Annotated in this window: 21 protein-coding genes; 11 read left to right on the plus strand and 10 right to left on the minus strand. The window is 58.9% G+C overall.

Features of this window, described 5'->3' with window-relative positions; all coding sequences use genetic code 11:
* Positions 1-59 precede the first annotated feature (59 nt).
* Both fadD and rnd read left to right on the plus strand, forming a co-directional pair.
* Positions 60-1,745 (plus strand): long-chain-fatty-acid--CoA ligase FadD, encoded by a 1,686-nt coding sequence (fadD, locus tag KB890_RS24255; protein WP_002910904.1) that lies wholly within the window; start codon positions 60-62, stop codon positions 1,743-1,745.
* A gap of 81 nt (positions 1,746-1,826) precedes the next feature.
* Positions 1,827-2,942, plus strand: a complete 1,116-nt coding sequence (gene rnd, locus KB890_RS24260) for a ribonuclease D (protein WP_020324960.1) — start codon at positions 1,827-1,829, stop codon at positions 2,940-2,942.
* 77 nt (positions 2,943-3,019) lie between these two features.
* Here rnd and minE read toward each other — a convergent pair whose 3' ends face one another.
* The 3 genes from minE to minC are packed head-to-tail and all read right to left on the minus strand — an operon-like array spanning position 3,020 to position 4,827.
* Positions 3,020-3,289, minus strand: a complete 270-nt coding sequence (gene minE / locus KB890_RS24265) for a cell division topological specificity factor MinE (protein WP_002910902.1) — start codon at positions 3,287-3,289, stop codon at positions 3,020-3,022.
* 3 nt (positions 3,290-3,292) lie between these two features.
* Positions 3,293-4,105, minus strand: coding sequence for a septum site-determining protein MinD (gene minD / locus KB890_RS24270; RefSeq protein WP_002910900.1), 813 nt, complete (start codon positions 4,103-4,105; stop codon positions 3,293-3,295).
* Positions 4,106-4,128: 23 nt separating this feature from the next.
* Entirely contained in the window at positions 4,129-4,827 is a 699-nt protein-coding gene (gene minC, locus KB890_RS24275) for a septum site-determining protein MinC (protein ID WP_004180423.1), read from the minus strand.
* 126 nt (positions 4,828-4,953) lie between these two features.
* Between minC and KB890_RS24280 the strand changes: the two genes are divergently transcribed.
* The 3 genes from KB890_RS24280 to KB890_RS24290 all read left to right on the plus strand — a co-directional run bounded on the left by KB890_RS24280 (position 4,954) and on the right by KB890_RS24290 (position 6,452).
* Complete coding sequence (locus KB890_RS24280; protein WP_002910898.1) at positions 4,954-5,235, plus strand: YcgL domain-containing protein; 282 nt, start codon at positions 4,954-4,956, stop codon at positions 5,233-5,235.
* A 16-nt stretch (positions 5,236-5,251) separates the two neighbouring features.
* Complete coding sequence (locus KB890_RS24285) at positions 5,252-5,911, plus strand: fumarylacetoacetate hydrolase family protein (protein ID WP_020324951.1); 660 nt, start codon at positions 5,252-5,254, stop codon at positions 5,909-5,911.
* A 94-nt stretch (positions 5,912-6,005) separates the two neighbouring features.
* Entirely contained in the window at positions 6,006-6,452 is a 447-nt protein-coding gene (locus tag KB890_RS24290; RefSeq protein ID WP_002910896.1) for a YcgN family cysteine cluster protein, read from the plus strand.
* Between the two features lie 6 nt (positions 6,453-6,458).
* Here the strand turns inward: KB890_RS24290 and KB890_RS24295 are convergent, their stop codons facing one another.
* The 3 genes from KB890_RS24295 to nhaB form a co-directional block, all read right to left on the minus strand.
* Complete coding sequence (locus KB890_RS24295; RefSeq protein WP_020324966.1) at positions 6,459-6,803, minus strand: TehB family protein; 345 nt, start codon at positions 6,801-6,803, stop codon at positions 6,459-6,461.
* 150 nt (positions 6,804-6,953) lie between these two features.
* Positions 6,954-7,484 carry a disulfide bond formation protein DsbB gene (gene dsbB, locus KB890_RS24300; protein ID WP_002910894.1) on the minus strand — a complete coding sequence of 177 codons (531 nt, stop codon included), beginning with the start codon at positions 7,482-7,484 and terminating at the stop codon, positions 6,954-6,956.
* A gap of 128 nt (positions 7,485-7,612) precedes the next feature.
* Positions 7,613-9,163, minus strand: coding sequence for a sodium/proton antiporter NhaB (gene nhaB / locus KB890_RS24305; protein WP_004180420.1), 1,551 nt, complete (start codon positions 9,161-9,163; stop codon positions 7,613-7,615).
* A gap of 36 nt (positions 9,164-9,199) precedes the next feature.
* On the opposite strand from nhaB, the gene KB890_RS27715 reads away from it, so the two are divergent.
* Both KB890_RS27715 and fadR read left to right on the plus strand, forming a co-directional pair.
* Positions 9,200-9,331 (plus strand): hypothetical protein, encoded by a 132-nt coding sequence (locus KB890_RS27715; RefSeq protein ID WP_004163532.1) that lies wholly within the window; start codon positions 9,200-9,202, stop codon positions 9,329-9,331.
* An 80-nt stretch (positions 9,332-9,411) separates the two neighbouring features.
* The gene (gene fadR, locus KB890_RS24310) at positions 9,412-10,131 is read left to right on the plus strand and encodes a fatty acid metabolism transcriptional regulator FadR (RefSeq protein WP_002910890.1); all 720 of its coding nucleotides are present in this window, start codon (positions 9,412-9,414) and stop codon (positions 10,129-10,131) included.
* A 74-nt stretch (positions 10,132-10,205) separates the two neighbouring features.
* Here fadR and KB890_RS24315 read toward each other — a convergent pair whose 3' ends face one another.
* A complete protein-coding gene (locus KB890_RS24315; RefSeq protein WP_002910889.1) occupies positions 10,206-11,738 on the minus strand; it encodes a SpoVR family protein in 1,533 nt (510 codons plus the stop codon).
* A 76-nt stretch (positions 11,739-11,814) separates the two neighbouring features.
* On the opposite strand from KB890_RS24315, the gene KB890_RS24320 reads away from it, so the two are divergent.
* The 3 genes from KB890_RS24320 to dadX all read left to right on the plus strand — a co-directional run bounded on the left by KB890_RS24320 (position 11,815) and on the right by dadX (position 14,438).
* Positions 11,815-11,961: a hypothetical protein gene (locus KB890_RS24320; protein ID WP_020324949.1), complete on the plus strand. Its 147-nt coding sequence runs from the start codon at positions 11,815-11,817 to the stop codon at positions 11,959-11,961.
* A 98-nt stretch (positions 11,962-12,059) separates the two neighbouring features.
* Positions 12,060-13,358 (plus strand): D-amino acid dehydrogenase, encoded by a 1,299-nt coding sequence (locus KB890_RS24325; protein ID WP_004175465.1) that lies wholly within the window; start codon positions 12,060-12,062, stop codon positions 13,356-13,358.
* Positions 13,359-13,367: 9 nt separating this feature from the next.
* Positions 13,368-14,438, plus strand: coding sequence for a catabolic alanine racemase DadX (gene dadX, locus KB890_RS24330; RefSeq protein WP_002910887.1), 1,071 nt, complete (start codon positions 13,368-13,370; stop codon positions 14,436-14,438).
* 16 nt (positions 14,439-14,454) lie between these two features.
* Here the strand turns inward: dadX and KB890_RS24335 are convergent, their stop codons facing one another.
* Together KB890_RS24335 and ldcA are read right to left on the minus strand one after the other, a co-directional pair.
* Positions 14,455-16,188, minus strand: coding sequence for a potassium/proton antiporter (locus tag KB890_RS24335; RefSeq protein ID WP_002910885.1), 1,734 nt, complete (start codon positions 16,186-16,188; stop codon positions 14,455-14,457).
* A gap of 92 nt (positions 16,189-16,280) precedes the next feature.
* Positions 16,281-17,195 (minus strand): muramoyltetrapeptide carboxypeptidase, encoded by a 915-nt coding sequence (gene ldcA, locus KB890_RS24340; RefSeq protein ID WP_002910883.1) that lies wholly within the window; start codon positions 17,193-17,195, stop codon positions 16,281-16,283.
* 175 nt (positions 17,196-17,370) lie between these two features.
* On the opposite strand from ldcA, the gene emtA reads away from it, so the two are divergent.
* A complete protein-coding gene (emtA, locus tag KB890_RS24345; RefSeq protein WP_002910846.1) occupies positions 17,371-17,982 on the plus strand; it encodes a membrane-bound lytic murein transglycosylase EmtA in 612 nt (203 codons plus the stop codon).
* A gap of 41 nt (positions 17,983-18,023) precedes the next feature.
* On the opposite strand, the gene KB890_RS24350 is transcribed toward emtA, so the two are convergent.
* The gene (locus KB890_RS24350; RefSeq protein ID WP_004180419.1) at positions 18,024-20,144 is read right to left on the minus strand and encodes a TonB-dependent siderophore receptor; all 2,121 of its coding nucleotides are present in this window, start codon (positions 20,142-20,144) and stop codon (positions 18,024-18,026) included.
* Between the last annotated feature and the right edge of the window lie 207 nt (positions 20,145-20,351).

The following is a 20,351-nucleotide window of genomic DNA, read 5'->3' on the forward strand; positions in this document are numbered from 1 at the left end:
ACAAAATGTATTATCCAGGGGCTGTGATGACGACGAATAACTATTTCAGAGGTGATGCAGTGAAAAAGGTTTGGCTAAACCGTTATCCCGCAGATGTTCCGGCGGAGATAAATCCTGACCGCTATCAATCCCTGGTTGAACTGTTTGAACATGCCACCACCCGTTACGCCGACCAACCGGCGTTTATCAATATGGGTGAAGTGATGACCTACCGTAAGCTGGAGGAGCGTAGTCGCGCCTTCGCCGCTTATCTTCAGGAGGGGTTGGGGTTACAGAAGGGCGATCGCGTGGCCCTGATGATGCCTAACCTGCTGCAGTATCCGGTGGCTCTGTTTGGCATCCTGCGCGCCGGGATGATCGTGGTTAACGTCAACCCCTTATATACCCCGCGCGAACTGGAGCATCAGCTCAACGACAGCGGCGCGGCGGCGATCGTCATAGTCTCCAACTTTGCCCATACCCTGGAAAAAGTGGTGGCGAAAACTCAGGTCCAGCATGTGATCCTGACGCGCATGGGCGACCAGCTTTCCACCGCCAAAGGTACGCTGGTGAACTTTGTGGTCAAGTATATTAAGCGCCTGGTGCCGAAGTACCATCTGCCGGACGCCATCTCGTTTCGCAGCGCGTTGCAGCACGGCTATCGCATGCAGTACGTCAAGCCGGAGATCGTTGCGGAAGATCTGGCGTTTCTGCAGTACACCGGGGGCACCACCGGCGTGGCCAAAGGTGCGATGCTAACCCACCGCAATATGCTGGCTAACCTCGAGCAGGTCAATGCCACCTACGGCCCGCTGCTGCATCGCGGCAAAGAGTTCGTGGTGACCGCGCTGCCGCTGTATCACATTTTCGCCCTGACCATGAACTGCCTGCTGTTTATCGAACTGGGCGGGCAAAATTTGCTGATCACCAACCCGCGCGATATCCCCGGGCTGGTGAAGGAGCTGGCGAAGTATCCTTTTACCGCCATGACCGGGGTCAATACCCTGTTCAACGCCTTGCTGAACAACAAAGAGTTCCAGCAGCTTGATTTCTCCTCGCTGCATTTGTCCGCCGGCGGTGGGATGCCGGTGCAGCAGGCGGTGGCCGAGCGCTGGGTAAAACTGACCGGGCAATATCTGCTGGAGGGCTACGGCCTGACAGAGTGTTCCCCGCTGGTCAGCGTTAACCCGCACGATATTGACTACCACAGCGGCAGCATTGGCCTGCCGGTGCCTTCCACCGAAGCCAAACTGGTGGATGATGATGATAACGAAGTGGCGCCGGGTCAGCCGGGCGAGCTCTGTATTAAAGGGCCGCAGGTGATGCTGGGCTACTGGCAGCGCCCTGACGCGACGGATGAGATTATCAAAGACGGCTGGCTGCACACCGGGGATATCGCGGTGATGGATGAAGAGGGGTTCCTGCGCATCGTCGATCGCAAAAAAGATATGATCCTGGTGTCGGGTTTTAACGTCTATCCGAACGAAATCGAAGATGTGGTCATGCAGCATAGCGGGGTGCTGGAAGTGGCGGCCATCGGCGTGCCGTCCGGCAGCAGCGGCGAAGCGGTGAAGATTTTCGTAGTCAAGAAAGATGCTGCGTTAACCGAAGAGGCGCTGATTACGTTCTGCCGTCGCCATTTGACCGGATACAAGGTGCCGAAGCTGGTGGAATTCCGTGACGAACTGCCGAAATCCAACGTCGGGAAAATTTTGCGGCGAGAACTGCGTGACGAAGCGCGCGCTAAAGTGGACAATAAAGGCTAAGTAACGAATGAGTCGCCTGACGCCGGCTACGCCGGCGTTTTTTATGGGCGCAAGTTAAGAGAGTATGCTTTGAACTATCAGATGATCACCACCGACGATGGCCTGCGCGCTGTCTGCGAAGCGGCAAGCGCGGCCACCGCCGTCGCTCTGGATACGGAATTTGTCCGCACCCGCACCTATTACCCGCAGCTGGGCCTGCTGCAGCTGTTCGACGGCCAGCAGGTCTCTCTGATCGATCCCTTGACGATTAACGACTGGGCGCCGATGCGCGACCTGCTGCTCAACCAGGATGTGACTAAATACCTGCATGCCGGCAGCGAAGATTTAGAAGTCTTCCTTAATGCATTTAACCTGATGCCGCAGCCGCTGATTGACACCCAGATCCTGGCGGCCTTTTGCGGCCGCCCAATGTCCTGGGGCTTCGCCTCAATGGTGGAAGAGTATTCCGGGGTAGCGCTGGATAAAAGCGAATCCCGCACCGACTGGCTGGCGCGCCCGCTGACTGAGCGTCAGTGTGAATATGCCGCGGCCGACGTCTGGTATCTGCTGCCGATCGCCAGCCAGTTAATGGCGGAGACCGATCGCGCTGGCTGGCTGCCGGCGGCGCTCGACGAGTGCCGCGTGATGCAGCAGCGTCGTCAGGAGGTGGTCGACCCGGCCGAGGCCTGGCGCGATATCGGCAACGCCTGGCAGCTGCGTACCCGCCAGCTGGGTTGTCTGCAGCTGTTGGCGGAGTGGCGCCTGCGCAAAGCGCGCGAGCGCGACCTGGCGGTAAACTTTGTGGTGCGGGAAGAGCATCTGTGGAGCGTGGCGCGCTATATGCCCACCAGCCTGGGCGAGCTCGACAGCCTCGGGTTGTCCGGTAGCGAAATTCGCTTCCACGGCAAAACGCTGATTAGCCTGGTCGAGAAAGCGCAGGCGCTGCCGGAGTCGGCCCTGCCGGCGCCGCTGCAGAACCTGATCGACATGCCGGGCTACCGCAAAGCCTTTAAAGATATTAAAGCGCTGGTGCAGGAAGTGAGCACAGAGAAGGGCGTAAGCGCGGAGCTGCTGGCGTCGCGTCGGCAGATCAACCAGCTGCTGAACTGGCACTGGCAGCTGAAAACGCAAGCCGGTGAACCTGAGCTGATTTCCGGTTGGCGCGGGGAGCTGATGGCCGAGCGGCTGAAGAGGCTGTTAAACGACTATCCGCGCTAGTTCGCGGCCAGGTTCAGACCATTAAAAAACCGGCGGCGCGTGGCGTAGCCGGTTTTTTTTCGCGAAAGCGCGACAGGTCAGGATTTCGACTCTTCCGTTTCGGGTAGGGTCACGTTCAGCTCAAGAATGGATATATCCCCGTCCCGCTGCTCCAGCTGCACGCTGACCATCTCCGGGTCGATCTGTACGTATTTACAGATCACTTCCAGGATATCTTTGCGTAACTGCGGCAGGTAATGCGGCTCCGCGTCTCCGCGGCGGCGCTCGGCGACGATGATTTGCAGGCGTTCTTTCGCAATATTAGCCGTGTTCTTTTTTCGCGAGAGAAAAAAGTCGAGTAAAGCCATAATTTATCCTCCGAACAGGCGTTTGAGGAATCCTTTCTTCTCTTCTTCAATGAAGCGGAAAGGGCGTTCTTCTCCGAGCAGACGTTCAACGGTATCGGCATAGGCTTTGCCTGCGTCCGAGGCGGCATCGAGGATCACCGGCTCACCCTGGTTGGATGCGCGCAGGACTGACTGGTCTTCCGGGATCACGCCTACCAGGTTGATGCGCAGAATTTCCAGCACGTCTTCCATGCTCAGCATATCGCCTTTATTAACGCGGCCTGGATTGTAGCGGGTCAGCAGCAGATGCTCTTTGATTGGCTCTTCGCCATTTTCCGCGCGGCGGGATTTAGAGGCGAGAATGCCAAGGATGCGGTCGGAGTCGCGAACGGAGGAGACTTCCGGGTTAGTGGTGATGATGGCTTCATCAGCAAAGTAAAGCGCCATCAGCGCACCGGTTTCAATGCCTGCCGGGGAATCACAGACGATGAAATCGAATTCCATTTTCTTCAGTTCTTCGAGAACCTTGTCGACGCCTTCGCGAGTCAGAGCGTCTTTATCCCGGGTCTGGGAAGCCGGGAGAATGTAGAGATTTTCCGTGCGCTTATCTTTAATCAGCGCCTGGTTCAGTGTGGCATCGCCCTGAATGACGTTGACGAAATCATAAACGACGCGACGTTCGCAGCCCATAATCAGGTCGAGGTTACGCAGGCCGATGTCGAAGTCGATAACGACGGTTTTCTTTCCCTTCTGGGCCAAACCTGTAGCGATGGCCGCGCTGGAGGTGGTCTTGCCAACGCCCCCTTTACCCGAAGTCACAACAATAATGCGTGCCATAGAAATTCCTTGTTAAAAAGGGATTAATTTAACGGTTGAATTGCCAAAGCGCTTTCACCTAAACGCAGGCGCGCCGCTTTGCCATAAAATTCGGCCGGGATGTTATCGCTCAGCCAATATTCCCCGGCGATGGAGACCAGCTCCGCCGCAAGGTGGGTACAAAATATCTGGGCGTCTCTGTCGCCACCGGCGCCTGCCAGCGCGCGTCCTCGCATCATGCCATATACATGGATATTTCCGTCAGCGATAAGTTCCGCACCGGCACTCACATGATTTGTAACAATAAGATCACAGTGTGGCGCATAAATGCGCTGACCGGAACGTACCGGCTGATCAATCAAACGCGTTTTTGTGATCTGACTAGCAACTGGCGGCGGCGGGGTGGGGTCGGACGGTGCCGGACGAGAGGCTTTTTCTTTCCCTTCGGTTAATAACGGGATGCCGGCGCGGTCGATTTCGGTTTTCAGGCGCGGAATTTTGCATCCGCTAACGCCCATAATACGTAAACCGGTCGCGGCGATAGCCTCGTTGATGGCGCGCCATTCTACCTCCTCCTCGATGCTGGCGATATTCACCACCACCGGAGCATGACGTAAAAAAGCGGGAGCCTGGGCGATTTTGTCTTCTAACGCCTGACGAATAACCTCGGGATTTGCATCGTGCAAATGAACGACAGATAACGTGAAGCTACTGCCTTTAAGTTCGATTGGCGTATTTGACATCCTGGCCTTACTCAATTTGCTGTTTATCAACCGCCGAAGTGCGGTGATATTCCGAAGACTAAAAGGCATGTTATAGTCACTCATATATTGAGGCAAGTGACCACGGGTCTAATTCCGAGTAAAACTATGTTTTGTGTGATCTATCGAAGTACTAAACGTGAACAAACCTATTTATACGTCGAAAAAAAGGACGATTTCTCGCGCGTTCCTGACGAGCTAATGCGCAGCTTTGGCACGCCGCAAATGGCGATGCTGCTGCCGCTGGATGGGCGCAAAAAACTGGTTAACGCCGATCTGGAAAAAGTGAAACAGGCGTTAAGCGAACAGGGCTATTACCTGCAACTGCCTCCGCCGTCTGAAAATCTACTAAAGAAACACCTGGCGGAACAGGGGAAACAATCCGATTAACCCACGAGGGAAAATAATGTACCAACATCATAACTGGCAGGGTGCGCTTCTGGATTATCCAGTAAGCAAAGTAGTGTGCGTCGGCAGTAATTATGCGAAACACATCAAGGAAATGGGCAGTGCGACGCCGGAAGAGCCGGTGCTGTTTATTAAACCTGAGACTGCGCTGTGCGATCTTCGTCAGCCGTTGGTGCTCCCTGAGGGGCTGGGCTCGGTGCATCACGAAGTCGAGCTGGCGGTGCTTATCGACAGCACGCTGCGTCAGGCGACGGAAGAGCATGTGCTTAAAGGGATTGCCGGCTATGGCGTCGCGCTGGATCTCACGCTGCGCGACCTGCAGGCGAAAATGAAAAAAGCGGGACAACCCTGGGAGAAGGCCAAAGGCTTCGATAACGCCTGTCCGATCTCCGGCTTTATCCCGGCCGCTGAGTTCCACGGCGACCCGCAGAATACGTCGTTAAGCCTGAAGATTAATGGCGAAGTGCGCCAGCAGGGCACCACTGCCGACATGATCCATAGGATTGTGCCGCTGATCGCCTATATGTCGCGCTTCTTTACCCTCAAAGCCGGGGATGTGATCCTCACCGGCACCCCGGAAGGCGTGGGGCCGCTGCACAGCGGTGACGAGCTGGAGGTCGGCTTCAACGGCCTGGCGCTCACTACCCGCGTGCTGTAAGCGCTATTTGCCGCCTTTTGGGGCGGCAAAACTTGCATCGGCGTGCCAGACTGGTTATAAGGTGCACCCTTAACTGGCAACGACGGACACTCCGATGAGCGAACAACCTTTCTGGCAACAAAAAACACTGGATGACATGAGCGACGCGGAGTGGGAATCGCTGTGTGACGGCTGCGGCCAGTGCTGCCTGCACAAGCTGATGGATGAAGACACTGACGAGATCTACTTCACCAACGTCGCCTGTCGTCAGCTCAATATCAAAACCTGCCAGTGTCGTAACTACGCGCGTCGCTTTGAGTATGAGCCGGACTGCATCAAGCTTACCCGCGAAAATCTGCCGACCTTCGAATGGCTGCCGCCGACCTGTGCCTATCGCCTGCTGGCGGAAGGCAAGCCTCTGCCGGCCTGGCACCCGCTGCTGACTGGCTCAAAAGCGGCGATGCACGGCGAACGCATCTCCGTTCGCCATATTGCGGTGCCTGAGTCCACGGTGGTCGACTGGCAGGACCATATCCTTAATCTGCCTGACAGGGCGCGCTAAGCGCCGTCACGCTTTCTTCGCGTGGAACAGCCCGTTTTCACCGTCGGTTTCTTCCGCCACCCAGAAGTGAATATTGAAGCGGGCGTCGTCACTGAGTTCGACGCGGTGCCAGTACTGCGGCGGACTGGTAGCAAACTGCCCGGCATGAATCACGACTTTTTTCTCCGGCTCCGTCGCCTGTTCATTGGCAAAACCGTAATAGGTCACCGTTCCCTCCATGACGCACAGCTGGCCGAAGACGCCAGCCGCGGTGTTGTGGTGGCTCAGCAGGGCGGCAGGGACATTCTCTTTGGTAAAGAATGGGGTGGAGCGTTTAACTTTCCAGTCTGTGGGGATCAGTAAAGATGACATGTGAGCTCCTGTGGGGTTTTAAAAGATGTATTTAATATGCGCCTTTTGGTGGCTGTGGTCAACCATAGACATGAAACGATTCAGCGATGCGCAGGAGGCATAAAAAAACGCCCCGCAGGGCGTTTCATTGTGGGCTGTACTCGCCGCGGCTTAACGACCAAACAGATCGCGTTTTTTCGCTTTGAAAGGCTGAGCAACGATCACCAGAATAGCGACCAGCAGATAGGCGGCGAAAATCCCCACCAGCCATTGCGGCATCTCCAGCGACAGGAACTGCCACTGACGTACTGAACAGTCTCCGGACGCAACGAAAACCTGCGGCAGCCATTTATCCAGCGGCAGCCAGGTTGGGAAGCGGGCGGCGAAATCGCAGGTCTGGAACGGTGAAGGGTGCAGCTGGATCATCGTATGCTCCCACGCCAGCTGTAGTCCGCGTATCGCGCTGTACAACCAGATTGCCATGGCGACATAGCGCAGCGGCGTTTTGGGGGCGATAGCGCCCACCAGTCCCGCGCCCATGATGCCGAACAGCGCGCAGCGTTCGTAAATACACATGACACACGGCTGCAGCAGCATCACGTGCTGGAACCACAGCGCGACAAGTTCGAGAATAAAAGCGGTCAACGCCATCAGGAGCCAGGCACCGCGTCCTCTTGAGCACTGGTTTAAATATTGCAACATAATCATTTCCCTGGAAGATGCTAAATCATGGCAGTGTAAACGAAAACCGAACCGACGCCAGAGGCGCGGCGGAAAATATTCCGTAACGGGTTATTGATGCGCCCGGGCGAACCCGGGCAAAAACTGACTCAGGGCAGGCTGGGCGTCACCAGCCAGCCGTGCGCCAGCAGCCAGTCGGTGACTGGCATCAGGGTGAACTCGACGCATAACAGGCCGACCAGCGTCAGTACGATGGTGTAGGGCAGCGCCATCCACACCATACGGCCATAGGAGAGCCTAATAAGCGGCGCCAGGGCGGAAGTCAGCAGGAAGAGAAACGCCGCCTGGCCGTTCGGGGTGGCCACCGAGGGCAGGTTGGTGCCGGTGTTGATCGCTACCGCCAGCATCTCAAACTGGGGCAGGCTGATGGCGCCATGTTCGAGCGCCGCTTTCGCTTCGTTGATGTAGACCGTGCCGACAAACACGTTATCCGAAATGGACGACAGCAGGCCGTTGAACAGATAAAACAGCGACAGCTGCGCGTGCGGCGAGGCCTGCAGGACAAACTCGATCACCGGCGTGAACAGCTGCTGATCGATGATAACCGCGACGATGGAGAAGAAGACCGTCAGCAGCGCGGTAAAGGGCAGCGCCTCGGTGAACGCCTTGCCAATGGCGTGCTCATCGGTAACGCCGGTAAAGGTGGTGGCGAGGATGATCACCGACAGGCCAATCAGGCCGACCTCAGCCAGGTGAAAAGCCAGGGCCACGATCAGCCAAACGCCAATGAGCGCCTGGGCAATCAGCCGCAGTCGCTCCTGACGGCTGCGCTGGGCGCGGCTGCGATCGTCAAACTCCTGCAGCACCTTGCGCACCGTCGGCGGTAGCGGTTCGCCGTAGCCAAACAGGCGATACTTTTCGACAAGCAGACAGGTTAACAGACCGCAGACCATCACCGGCAGGGTCACGGGCGCCATGCGAAGAAAGAACTCGCCAAAATGCCAGCCCGCGGCTTTGGCGATAATCAGGTTTTGCGGCTCGCCGACCATGGTCATGACGCCGCCGAGCGCGGTCCCGACGCCGGCGTGCATCATCAGGCTGCGCAGAAAGCCGCGGAACTGCTCCAGCACCTCACGGTAGTGCTGCTCGATATGGCTGTCATCGAGCAGGTCGCTATCGTCCGGGCGCGCCGAGGCGACGCGGTGATAGATGCCGTAGAACCCGACGGCGACGCTGATCACTACCGCCACCACCGTCAGCGCATCGAGAAAGGCCGAGAGGAAGGCGGCCGCCAGGCAGAAGGCCAGCGATAGCAGCATTTTGCTGCGGATCCCCAGCAGCAGGCGCGTAAACACGAACAGCAAAAGCTGTTTCATAAAGTAGATACCCGCCACCATGAACATCAGCAGGAGCAGCACCTCCAGATTGCCGGCGATCTCTTCCCGCACGTGCGCCGGGCTGGTCATGCCGATCAGCAGCGCCTCGATAGCCAGCAGACCACCCGGCAGCAGCGGATAGCACTTCAGCGCCATGGCGAGGGTAAAGATAAACTCGACCACCAGCAGCCAGCCGGCGACAAACGGCGCCACGGCGAACACCAGCGGATTTACGATTAAGAAAATGATTAATGCCAGCTTGTACCAGTCCGGCGACTGGCCAAGAAAATTGCGCCACAGCGCGCGGCCATAAGAAATTTCCACGACAGAATCCTTCCCCGTCAATGAGTGCATGGTTTTGTGCATAACGATTGGCAAGAGTACCAGTTGAGCAAAATGAGAAGCAACTTTCTTCGCGCCGCGCTGGCGGTTTGTGAAGATAAGGAAAAGCGCAAAGTAAAAGCGGAAAATGAAACGGCGATCCCTTTTTAATTCACTTGCCATGCTATCTGCGCTATAGCGGCTCTGGTATGATGAGTGCAATTGTAACGCTGTGTAATGGAAATCTTACTATGGTCATTAAGGCGCAGAGCCCTGCGGGTTTCGCGGAAGAGTACATCATTGAGAGTATCTGGAATAACCGCTTCCCTCCCGGATCGATTCTCCCCGCTGAACGCGAGCTTTCTGAGCTGATCGGTGTCACCCGCACAACCCTGCGCGAAGTATTGCAGCGTCTGGCCCGTGACGGCTGGCTGACCATTCAGCATGGTAAGCCCACTAAAGTGAATAACTTTTGGGAAACCTCAGGCCTGAATATCCTCGAAACGCTGGCGCGCCTCGATCACGACAGCGTACCGCAGTTGATTGATAATCTGCTCTCCGTGCGCACCAACATTTCCACGATTTTTATCCGCACCGCGTTTCGCCAGCATCCGGATAAAGCGCTGGCGGTCCTGGACAGCGCCCGGGAGGTGGAGGATCACGCCGACGCCTTCGCCGAGCTTGATTATAATATTTTCCGTGGTCTGGCGTTTGCCTCCGGCAACCCGATCTACGGTCTGATCCTCAACGGCATGAAGGGGTTGTATACCCGCATCGGCCGCCACTATTTCTCCAGCCCGGAAGCGCGCAGCCTGGCGCTCGGTTTCTATCATCAGCTGGCGAAAGTGTGTGAGGCTGGCCTGCATGACCAGGTTTACGAGCTGGTTCGTCGCTACGGCCATGACAGCGGCGAGATCTGGCACCGGATGCAGAAATCGCTGCCCGGTGATTTAGCCATGAATATGCGTTAAGCGGGCTTTTCGCGATCGATATACAGAACAAGGGGGCCAATGGCCCCCTTTGTTATTTTACTCGCCCCGCAATGCTATAGTGCGTTCGGCCGCGCCGGGCAGCGGTCCAACAGCTCAATGCTGCCGTCGGCGTTCTGCTGCTCCAGCAGCACATCGAACCCCCACAGACGATGCACATGCTTCAGCACTTCGCGCCGGCCTTTGTCCAGCGGGACGCGGTTGTGCGGCACATAGCGCAAGGTCAGCGATCGGTCGCCGCGCAGGTCAACGTTCCACACCTGGATGTTCGGCTCAAGATTGCTGAGGTTATACTGCGCGGAGAGCTTATTGCGGATCTCGCGATAGCCCTCTTCGTTGTGAATCGCCGAGATCTCCAGGTAATTGTTGTGATCGTCGTCGAGCACGGTAAAGAAGCGGAAATCGCGCATGATCTTCGGCGACAGGAACTGACTGATAAAGCTTTCATCCTTAAAGTCGCGCATGGCGAAATGCAGCGTTTCCAGCCAGTCAGAACCGGCGATATCGGGGAACCAGTACTTATCCTCTTCCGTGGGCGACTGACAGATGCGCTTGATGTCCTGGAACATGGCGAAGCCCAGCGCGTAGGGGTTAATCCCGCTGTACCACGGACTGTTGTACGGCGGCTGGAACACCACGTTGGTATGGCTGTGGAGAAACTCCAGCATAAAGCGCTCAGTCACTTTCCCTTCATCGTAGAGATGGTTGAGGATGGTGTAGTGCCAGAAGGTGGCCCACCCCTCGTTCATCACCTGGGTCTGTTTCTGCGGGTAGAAATACTGGCTGACTTTACGCACGATGCGCAGGATCTCGCGCTGCCACGGTTCGAGCAGCGGGGCGTTCTTCTCCATAAAGTACAGCAGGTTCTCCTGCGGTTCGGAGGGGTAGCGACGAGCGGATTCAATCGCTTTTTCTTCCTCGCGCTTCGGCAGGGTGCGCCACAGCATATTCACCTGGCTTTGCAGATACTCTTCCCGGCTTTTCTGCCGCGCTTTCTCCTCCTGCAGAGAGATTTTTTGCGGACGTTTATAGCGGTCGACGCCGTAGTTCATCAGCGCGTGGCAGGAGTCGAGCAGTTTCTCTACTTCGTCGACGCCATAGCGCTCTTCGCACTCGGTGATGTACTTACGGGCAAAGATCAGATAGTCGATGATCGAGCTGGCGTCGGTCCAGCTGCGAAACAGATAGTTATTTTTAAAAAACGAGTTATGCCCGTAGCAGGCATGGGCCATCACCAGCGCCTGCATGGTGATGGTGTTTTCCTCCATCAGGTAGGCGATACAGGGGTTGGAGTTGATGACTATCTCATACGCCAGACCCTGCTGACCGTGCTTATAGGCCTGCTCGGTCTCAATAAATTTTTTGCCAAACGACCAGTGCGGATAGTTGATGGGCATGCCGACGCTGGAGTAGGCGTCCATCATCTGCTCGGAAGTAATGACTTCGATCTGGTGCGGGTAGGTGTCAAGACGATAGAGCTTGGCGACCCGGTCCACTTCGGCCAGGTAGGTTTCCAGTAACTCGAACGTCCAGTCGGGTCCATCGCTTAAACGGGTGGTGTCCCTGTTCATGGAGTCAATCGTAGCCATTAGCGCGCCCTCGTTGTTGTTGGTTTTCTCTGAACGGAAAACCTCTAAACAAGCATAGAACACGGTGCAGCAAACTGTGCTGTACGCCAATCGCTTTTCTTCGCGATTTCCCCATCTCAAAGCCGTTTTTTTGCCTTGTTTGCAGAATTTAATGCTGGGTAAAAATAAAGCGCAGCATGAGATCGTAAATCTCACAGCGCAGGTCTGGTGCGGTTTGCTGTGAGTTAAGTCACCATAAATAAAGCGTATGTTGAATAATATTTTCAACTGAGTTATCAATTTGTAATTAGATGATTGTTCTTTAACTGTTACGGAGTCGCTATGCGTGTCGTCATACTGGGAAGTGGGGTGGTTGGGGTAGCCAGCGCGTGGTATTTGAGTCAGGCGGGTCATGACGTGACGGTCATCGACCGTCAGCCCGGTCCGGCAGAGGAGACCAGCGCGGCCAACGCCGGGCAGATTTCTCCCGGCTATGCGGCGCCCTGGGCGGCGCCGGGGGTGCCGCTGAAGGCGATCAAATGGATGTTTCAGCGCCATGCGCCGCTGGCGATCGGTCTTGACGGCACCTCGTTCCAGTTGAAGTGGATGTGGCAGATGCTGCGCAACTGCGACACCCGCCACTATATGGAGAACAAAGGCCGTATGGTGCGCCTGGCGGAGTACAGCCGCGACTGCCTGAAGGCGCTGCGCGACACCACCGGCATTCAGTATGAAGGGCGCCAGGGCGGGACGCTGCAGCTGTTCCGTACCGCCAAACAGTATGAAAATGCCACCCGCGACATCGCGGTGCTGGAGGACGCCGGCGTGCCGTATCAGCTGCTGGAAGCGAAGCGGTTGGCGGAAGTGGAGCCGGCGCTGGCGGAGGTCAGCCACAAACTGACCGGCGGCCTGCGTCTGCCAAATGATGAAACCGGCGACTGCCAGCTGTTTACCACCCGTCTGGCGGCGATGGCGGAGCAGGCCGGCGTGACCTTCCGCTTCAACACCGCGGTGGATGCGCTGCTGCACGAGGGCGATCGCATTGCCGGGGTGAAATGCGGCGATGAGATTATCAAGGGCGATGCCTATGTGATGGCCTTCGGCTCCTACTCGACGGCGATGCTTAAAGGGCTGGTGGATATACCGGTCTACCCGCTGAAAGGCTACTCATTGACTATTCCGATCGCTCAGGAGGACGGCGCGCCGGTTTCAACTATCCTTGATGAGACTTACAAAATCGCCATCACCCGCTTCGATCAGCGCATTCGGGTCGGCGGCATGGCGGAGATCGTCGGTTTTAACAAAGCGCTGCTGCAGCCGCGTCGCGAAACCCTGGAGATGGTGGTGCGCGATCTGTTCCCGCGCGGCGGCCACGTGGAGCAGGCGACGTTCTGGACGGGCCTGCGGCCGATGACGCCGGACGGCACGCCGGTGGTCGGCCGCACAGCGTATAAAAATCTGTGGCTCAACACCGGCCACGGCACGCTTGGCTGGACCATGGCCTGCGGCTCCGGGCAGCTTATCAGCGATCTGATCTCCGGCCGCACGCCGGCGATCCCTTACGACGATCTGGCGGTTGCCCGCTACAGCCCCGGTTTTACCCCGGCGCGCCCGCAGCACCTGCACGGCGCACACAACTAAGGAGCTTGCATGACCCGTCCGGTAGTGGCCAGCATCGACCTGCTGGCCTTGCGGCAGAATTTACAGATAGTGCGTCGCGCGGCCCCCGGGTCGCGCCTGTGGGCGGTGGTCAAGGCCAACGCCTACGGCCACGGCGTGGCGCGCGTATGGAGTGCGTTAAGCGCGGCGGATGGTTTCGCCTTGCTCAACCTGGAAGAGGCGATCCTGCTGCGGGAGCAGGGCTGGAAAGGCCCGATCCTGCTGCTGGAGGGCTTCTTCCATGCCGATGAGCTGGCGGTGCTGGATCAATATCGTTTAACCACCAGCGTCCACAGCAACTGGCAGATTAAGGCCCTGCAACAGGCGAAGCTGCGCGCGCCGCTGGATATCTATCTCAAGGTGAACAGCGGCATGAACCGGCTGGGCTTTATGCCTGAGCGGGTCCACACCGTCTGGCAGCAGCTGCGGGCGATAAGCAACGTCGGCGAGATGACGCTGATGTCGCACTTCGCGGAGGCGGAGAACCCGCAGGGAATTGTCGAGCCGATGCGCCGTATCGAACAGGCGGCGGAGGGGCTGGATTGCCCGCGCTCGCTGGCCAACTCGGCGGCGACCCTCTGGCATCCGGAAGCGCATTTTGACTGGGTTCGTCCAGGCATCGTGCTGTATGGCGCGTCGCCTTCCGGGCAGTGGCAGGACATCGCCAACACCGGGCTGAAGCCGGTCATGACGCTGCGCAGCGAGATCATCGGCGTGCAGAACCTGCGTCCCGGCGAGGCGATTGGCTATGGCGGCCTGTACCGCACCACCCAGGAGCAGCGGATCGGCATCGTCGCCTGCGGCTATGCCGACGGCTACCCGCGGGTGGCGCCGAGCGGCACGCCGGTGCTGGTGGATGGCGTACGTACCACTACCGTGGGACGCGTATCGATGGATATGCTGGCGGTCGATTTAACGCCTTGTCCGCAGGCCGGGATCGGCGCGCCGGTCGAGCTGTGGGGCAAAGAGATTAAAATCGACGACGTGGCGGCCAGCAGCGGCACCGTCGGCTATGAGCTGATGTGCGCCCTGGCGCCGCGGGTGCCAGTTGTGACCCTGTAACCTATTCCGGGGCGGATCACTCCGCCTCGTCTTCCGCGACCCGCACCCCAACCTTCAGCACGTGATCGTTCTCTTTTTCAGCTACCGTCCACACCATCCCGGCGAACTCCACCTGGTCGCCCACCACCGGCGCCGCGCCCAGCAGCTGCTGCACCACTTCCCCGAGCGACTGCTGATGCTCGCGGAACTCCTCACCGCCGTCGAGACCGTAGATTTGCGCCACATCGGCGAAGCGGGCCTCAGCATCAAGAATGAAGTCGCCGAAAAAGCGCTGATCGAGCGCCACCGGCGGCGACTGGCTGAACATTTTGCCGAGCGCCGGCAGGTCGTGCTCCCGACCAATAACGCACAGGATATCGCCTTCCCGCAGGCGGGTGCTGCCGGTGGGGTGCAGCAGGACATTGTTGCGAAACAGCGCGGCAATCCGCGTCTCCGGTGGCATGTGCAAGTCGCGCAGCGCCGCGCCGATGCACCACTTATCGGCCCCCAGCTGGTAGACAAACTGCTCCCACGGGTTTTCCGGGTGAATATCCAGCCCGACGCGGGAGATGGGCCAGCTGATGGGCGGCACCACCACTTTGGCTTTTTTCGCCGCCCACGACAGCGAAGTGCCCTGCAGCAGCAGCGACACCAGCACCACGAAGAAGGCGACATTGAAGAACAGGCGGGCGTTGTCCAGGCCGGCCATCATCGGGAACACCGCGAGAATAATGGGCACCGCGCCGCGCAGGCCAACCCAGCTGATAAACACCCGTTCGCGCAGGTTAAAGCCGCGAAACGGCAGCAGGCCGGCAAACACCGACAGGGGCCGGGCAATGAATATCATCCACATCGACAGCAGCAGCGCCGGGATGGCGATCGGCAGCAGGTCGGAGGGCGTCACCAGCAGGCCCAGCACCAGGAACATGGCGATCTGCGCCAGCCACGCCAGGCCGTCGAAGTTCTGCAGGATGCCGTGCCGGTTGCGGATCGGCCGGTTGCCCAGCAGAAAGCCGCAGAGATAGACGGCGAGGATACCGCTGCCGTCGAGGGAGGTGGTGACGGCAAAAATCATGATCCCGCCGCTCAGCGCCAGCAGCGGATAGAGGCCGGCAGGCAGCACGATGCGGTTAATCATCTGCAGCAGCAGGTAGCCGCCGCCGAGGCCGATGGCGATCCCGAGGCCGAACTGCTGAATGATATGCACGGCGAACATCCAGCTGAGGCCGGTTTGGTGCTGCTGGATCATTTCGATCAGGGTGATGGTCAGGAAGACCGCCATCGGGTCGTTACTGCCTGACTCTATCTCCAGCGTCGAGCCGACGCGCTCGTTGAGCCCCTTGCCGCCGAGCAGCGAGAAGACCGCCGCGGCGTCGGTGGAGCCGACAATGGCGCCGATCAGCAGGCCTTCGATCAGATCCAGCTTGAACAACCAGGCCGCCATCATCCCGGTCAGCGCCGAGGTGATCAGCACCCCAACCGTCGCCAGCGACAGCGCGGGCCACAGCGCGACGCGAAAGGAGCTGGCCTGGGTGCGCATCCCGCCATCCAGCAGGATCACCGCCAGCGCCAGGTTACTCACCATATAGGCGAAGGGGTAGTTGTCGAAGGGGATGCCGCCGATGCCGTCAATGCCTGCCAGCATCCCGATGGCCAGAAAGATGACCAGAATCGGGATGCCAAGGCGCGAAGAAAAGGAGCTCAATAAGATACTGCAGGTTACTAAAACAGAACCCAGAATAAACAGACTAATGACCGCAGCGGCGTCCAATGTTCACGTACTCCCTGACTGGCGTGAAAAAATGGCTAAAAGTGACACTATTTTAACAATTCGCAGGGGATCCGCCTATGCGTTCGGGAAATTTATTCTGTCAGCACCGGATGGCCGCCGATCGTCAGGGTGGTGGCCGCCGCCTGATTCACCAGGCGCGCGCGGGCGCCCAGCGGCAGGGTCACCGTGCGCTGCTCGTGGCCAAACTCCAGTCCGCTAATCAGCGGCAGGGATAGCTGCTGGCGCAGATAATCAAAGACCTGCGGCAAATCGTATCCCGCGTCATAGTCGTTCGGCGCGCTGCCGGTGAAGCTGCCGAAGATCACCGCTTTCTGCGCCGCCAGCACGCCGCTGTGCAACAGCTGAAGCAGCATGCGCTCGACGCGGAACGGGTGCTCATTGATATCCTCCACCACCAGGATGCCGTCGCGGATCGCCGGCAGCCACGGCGTGCCGATAAGCGAGGTCAGCATCGCCAGATTTCCCCCCCACAGGGTGCCTTCCACCCGGCAGTTCGGCCCTTCGCCCGGCCATTCGAGGGTGAATTCCGGCTGGCGTAGCGCCTGCCAGAAATGGTGCTCGGTAAATGGGTCGAGGGTCTCCGCGCCGAAGTTGCCGGCGAGCATTGGCCCGCTGAAGGTGATGACGTTGCCCATGGCCAGCAGGCCCGACTGGATAGCGGTGAAATCGCTGTGGCCGCAAATCAGCAGCGGGTCGCGCTGCTGGCGGGCAACCAGTCCCTGCCAGTCGATATGCGGCAGCAGGCGACTGGCGCCGTAGCCGCCGCGCACGGCGAGGACGATCCGGTTGCGGCCGGGCAACTGGGCCAGCTGGTTAATATCGGCCAGCCGTTCATGTTCAGTCCCGGCGAAACGCTGCTGCCGGCGGGGAATGACCTGCTGGTGGGCCACCTCGTGTCCGGCCTGCTGCAGACGCTCGACGCCGCGGGCTGCCGCCTGCTGGTTGATGCAATACCCGGATGGCGCGACCAGATAAAACTGAGACATGATAATTCCTTGCTATGAATGAAAGGGTTATGATGCCGCCTGGAATGGCGATTGTCATCTCCAGGTGGCTAACTTCAGTCCGCACCCGTCATCCTTCAGGTTGTCGGCAGGCGGGAGACGTACCGCGGCCGTCGTTCTGTAGCATGATGGCGTTTGGGTAGATAAGGATAGATGTGTGAAATTGAGATGGTTGCTTATTTTAGTCGTTTTTCTGGCCGGTTGTAGTTCGAAACATGATTACACTAACCCGCCTTGGAACCCCGAGGTCCCGGTGAAGCGGGCGATGCAGTGGATGCCGATCAGTGAAAAAGCCGGCGCCGCCTGGGGCGTGGATCCGCAGCTGATCACGGCGATCATCGCCATCGAGTCGGGTGGTAATCCTGCGGTGGTGAGTAAATCCGGCGCCGTCGGGCTGATGCAGCTCAAGCCGTCGACCTCCGGACGCGATGTCTATCGGCGGATGGGGTGGCGCGGCGAGCCGTCGGTCAGTGAGCTGAAAAACCCGGAACGTAATATCTCGATGGGGGCCGCCTATCTGAGCATTCTGGAGAACGGTCCGCTGGCGGGGATCAAAGACCCGCAGGTGATGCGCTATGCGGTGGTGGTCTCCTATGCCAACGGCGCTGGCGCGCTGCTGCGTACCTTCTCCTCGAACCGCCAGGACGCCATCGAGGAGATTAACGATCTCGACGCCGATGAGTTCTTCGAACATGTGGTGAAAAAACACCCGGCACCGCAGGCGCCGCGCTATATCTGGAAACTACAGAAAGCGCTGGACGCCATGTAATCCCTCGTTTGGCCTCCGGTAGTCTCCCGGAGGCCACGTCCTCAGAAATCGTAGCCCACGGTGGCTATAACGCTGCGCTCTGCTCCCCAGTAACAGTTGCCGGTGCCATAGCAGCCGGAAATATACTCGCGGTCGCCGATATTGTTGGCGTTAACCTGCACATAAGCGCCTTTCAGCGTTGGCGACCAGACGCCGAGGTCGGCCCGCATCATGGCGTCCATCAGCGTGACCGACGGCAGCCGCGCGGTGTTGGCATCATCCGCCCACTGTTTACCGATGTAGCGGACGCCGGCGCCAACGGAGATCCCCGCCGGGAACTGATAGCGCGCCCAGAAGGAGGCCATCTGATCCGGGGTCAGCTGCGGCGTGTTATTGTCGGTCCCGTCTTTGGTGTCCTGGAAACGCAGACGATTCCAGGTATACGAGGCGATAGTACTCAGCTGCGGGGTGATCTGGTGGTGCGCTTCCAGCTCAACGCCCTGGGAATGGACCTTACCCGCCGGAATATAGGTGGCGGTGGCGATGTTCGGGTCGCGAGTGGCGACATCCTTTTGCGTCAGGTCGTAAATCGCGATGCTATAGAGATCGCTGCTGCCCGGCGGCTGGAACTTCAGGCCGGCTTCAACCTGTTCGGCGGTGGTCGGTTTCAACGGTTTGCCGTCCGCGCCCGGCAGCATCGCCGGAGTGATCGCCTGGCTGTAGCTCAGGTAGGGCGACAGACCGTTGTCCAGGGCGTACAACAGCGAGGCGCGGCCGCTGATATGGTCGTCTGAACGGCGGTTTGAGGTCCCCTGGGTATCGCTGACCTGCTGGGAAACGATGCGGTCGTAGCGGGCGGAAACATCCACATGCCAGCGGTTCCAGACCATCTCATCCTGCAGATACAGCCCGGTCTGGTAATAGCGGCGATTATTGTCGTCGCTGTAGGTAACGGTATGTCCGGTCTGCGCGGTATAGCCGCTAAACGGGTTAAGGGGCGCCGCGCCGCCGGCGCCGGTCCACAGGTCGTTACGGAAGCGATGATATTCGGCGCCGAGGATCAGGGTGTGCGCCAGGTCGCCTGTATTGAAATCGGCGCGCAGGCGGTTATCGGTTGACCAGCCGTCCAGCGAACCGCGCGAACCGCTGTAGCCGCGGGCCAGCATGTCGCTGTCATCTATCCAGCCGACCTGGTAGACCTGATCGAGGGAGACGTTGGTATGGGTGTAGCTCCCGGCGGAATAGACCGACCAGACGTCGGTGAACTGGTGGTCAAACTCATAGCTGTAGATCTGCTGGCGGCGTTGATAGCCATCTCCCGGATCGCCTTCGTTGGTGCTGGGGGAGAGCTTACGGCCATTGTGCGCGTAGCGGGTGCCGTCCAGCGGCAAAGAGCCGTGGTAGCCGCCGGAAGGATCTTTTTGCAGATAGGCGCGCAACAGCAGCGAGGTGTCGCTGTCCGGCTGCCACAGCAGGGAAGGCGAAATCGCGTAGCGCTCTTCGCGGGTATGGTCATACTGCGTGTCGCTGCTGCGGGTCATCCCGATCAGCCGCCATGCCCACTGGTCATTGATGGCGTCGGTGTAATCGAAGGCCGCGCCTTTGGTATTTTGCGTGCCGCCGGTCAGGCGGATGTGGCCCTGCTGACTGAACTGCGGACGTTTGGAAGTCAGGTTGACCACGCCGCCCGGCACGCTCTGCCCGTAGAGCGCGGAGGAGGGGCCGCGGATCACATCCACGCGTTCGATAAACCACGGGTCGATTTGCAATACGTTATGGCTGCCGCCGTCGCTCATCAGGCGCATGCCGTCGAGGAACAGGTTATCGACGTCGCCGCCGTGGTAGCCGCGCAGGGAGATGGCGTCGAACCGGGTGGCGCCGCCGCCGAAGCTGGAGTAGACCCCCGGGGTATATTCCAGCGCCTGGCTGATGGTATTCGCCCCCTGATCCGCCATCTGCTGGCGGGTGACCACCGACACCGACTGGGCGGTAGTGATTAACGGCTGGTCGGTTTTCGTCGCCCCGAGCGAGGTGCTGGCGCTGTAGCCCTCCGTCGGCGCGCTGGCGGACGCCGGCGGGGTGGCAATGACCACCACCGTCTCTTCGGCTTGCGCGGTGAAGGGGAGTGCGACCGCAAGGGCATACAGCAGCCCCGGGCGTTTTCGAGAAATAGCCACGTTCATAAGATCATCCTGAACCAACGCGGTCTGGTACTCCTGTACGCCGCCGCGTGAAAAACGAATCTGTCATTATTCGTTAAAAAGTAATGCGAATTATTATTGTTTGTATTTGTGCAATCAAGCGAAAAGGTGACCTGTTCAACGCGAGGGGGTGGGGAAGTGTTTCCCGCGAGCCGCAGAATGGGTCTGCGCGGGACGGTAGTGACCAGG

This window comes from Klebsiella sp. P1954 (assembly GCF_018199955.1).
Classification (GTDB): domain Bacteria; phylum Pseudomonadota; class Gammaproteobacteria; order Enterobacterales; family Enterobacteriaceae; genus Klebsiella; species Klebsiella pneumoniae.

Coding starts and splice junctions, on each gene's coding strand:
- KB890_RS24290 (WP_002910896.1), top strand. CDS start 6,006: ATGAGCGAACAACCTTTCTGGCAACAAAAAACACTGGATGACATGAGC.
- KB890_RS24315 (WP_002910889.1), bottom strand. CDS start 11,738: ATGGCTACGATTGACTCCATGAACAGGGACACCACCCGTTTAAGCGAT.
- rnd (WP_020324960.1), top strand. CDS start 1,827: ATGATCACCACCGACGATGGCCTGCGCGCTGTCTGCGAAGCGGCAAGC.
- minC (WP_004180423.1), bottom strand. CDS start 4,827: ATGTCAAATACGCCAATCGAACTTAAAGGCAGTAGCTTCACGTTATCT.
- KB890_RS24350 (WP_004180419.1), bottom strand. CDS start 20,144: ATGAACGTGGCTATTTCTCGAAAACGCCCGGGGCTGCTGTATGCCCTT.
- KB890_RS24280 (WP_002910898.1), top strand. CDS start 4,954: ATGTTTTGTGTGATCTATCGAAGTACTAAACGTGAACAAACCTATTTA.
- fadR (WP_002910890.1), top strand. CDS start 9,412: ATGGTCATTAAGGCGCAGAGCCCTGCGGGTTTCGCGGAAGAGTACATC.
- minE (WP_002910902.1), bottom strand. CDS start 3,289: ATGGCTTTACTCGACTTTTTTCTCTCGCGAAAAAAGAACACGGCTAAT.
- KB890_RS24295 (WP_020324966.1), bottom strand. CDS start 6,803: ATGTCATCTTTACTGATCCCCACAGACTGGAAAGTTAAACGCTCCACC.
- dadX (WP_002910887.1), top strand. CDS start 13,368: ATGACCCGTCCGGTAGTGGCCAGCATCGACCTGCTGGCCTTGCGGCAG.
- minD (WP_002910900.1), bottom strand. CDS start 4,105: ATGGCACGCATTATTGTTGTGACTTCGGGTAAAGGGGGCGTTGGCAAG.
- ldcA (WP_002910883.1), bottom strand. CDS start 17,195: ATGTCTCAGTTTTATCTGGTCGCGCCATCCGGGTATTGCATCAACCAG.
- KB890_RS24285 (WP_020324951.1), top strand. CDS start 5,252: ATGTACCAACATCATAACTGGCAGGGTGCGCTTCTGGATTATCCAGTA.
- dsbB (WP_002910894.1), bottom strand. CDS start 7,484: ATGTTGCAATATTTAAACCAGTGCTCAAGAGGACGCGGTGCCTGGCTC.
- KB890_RS24325 (WP_004175465.1), top strand. CDS start 12,060: ATGCGTGTCGTCATACTGGGAAGTGGGGTGGTTGGGGTAGCCAGCGCG.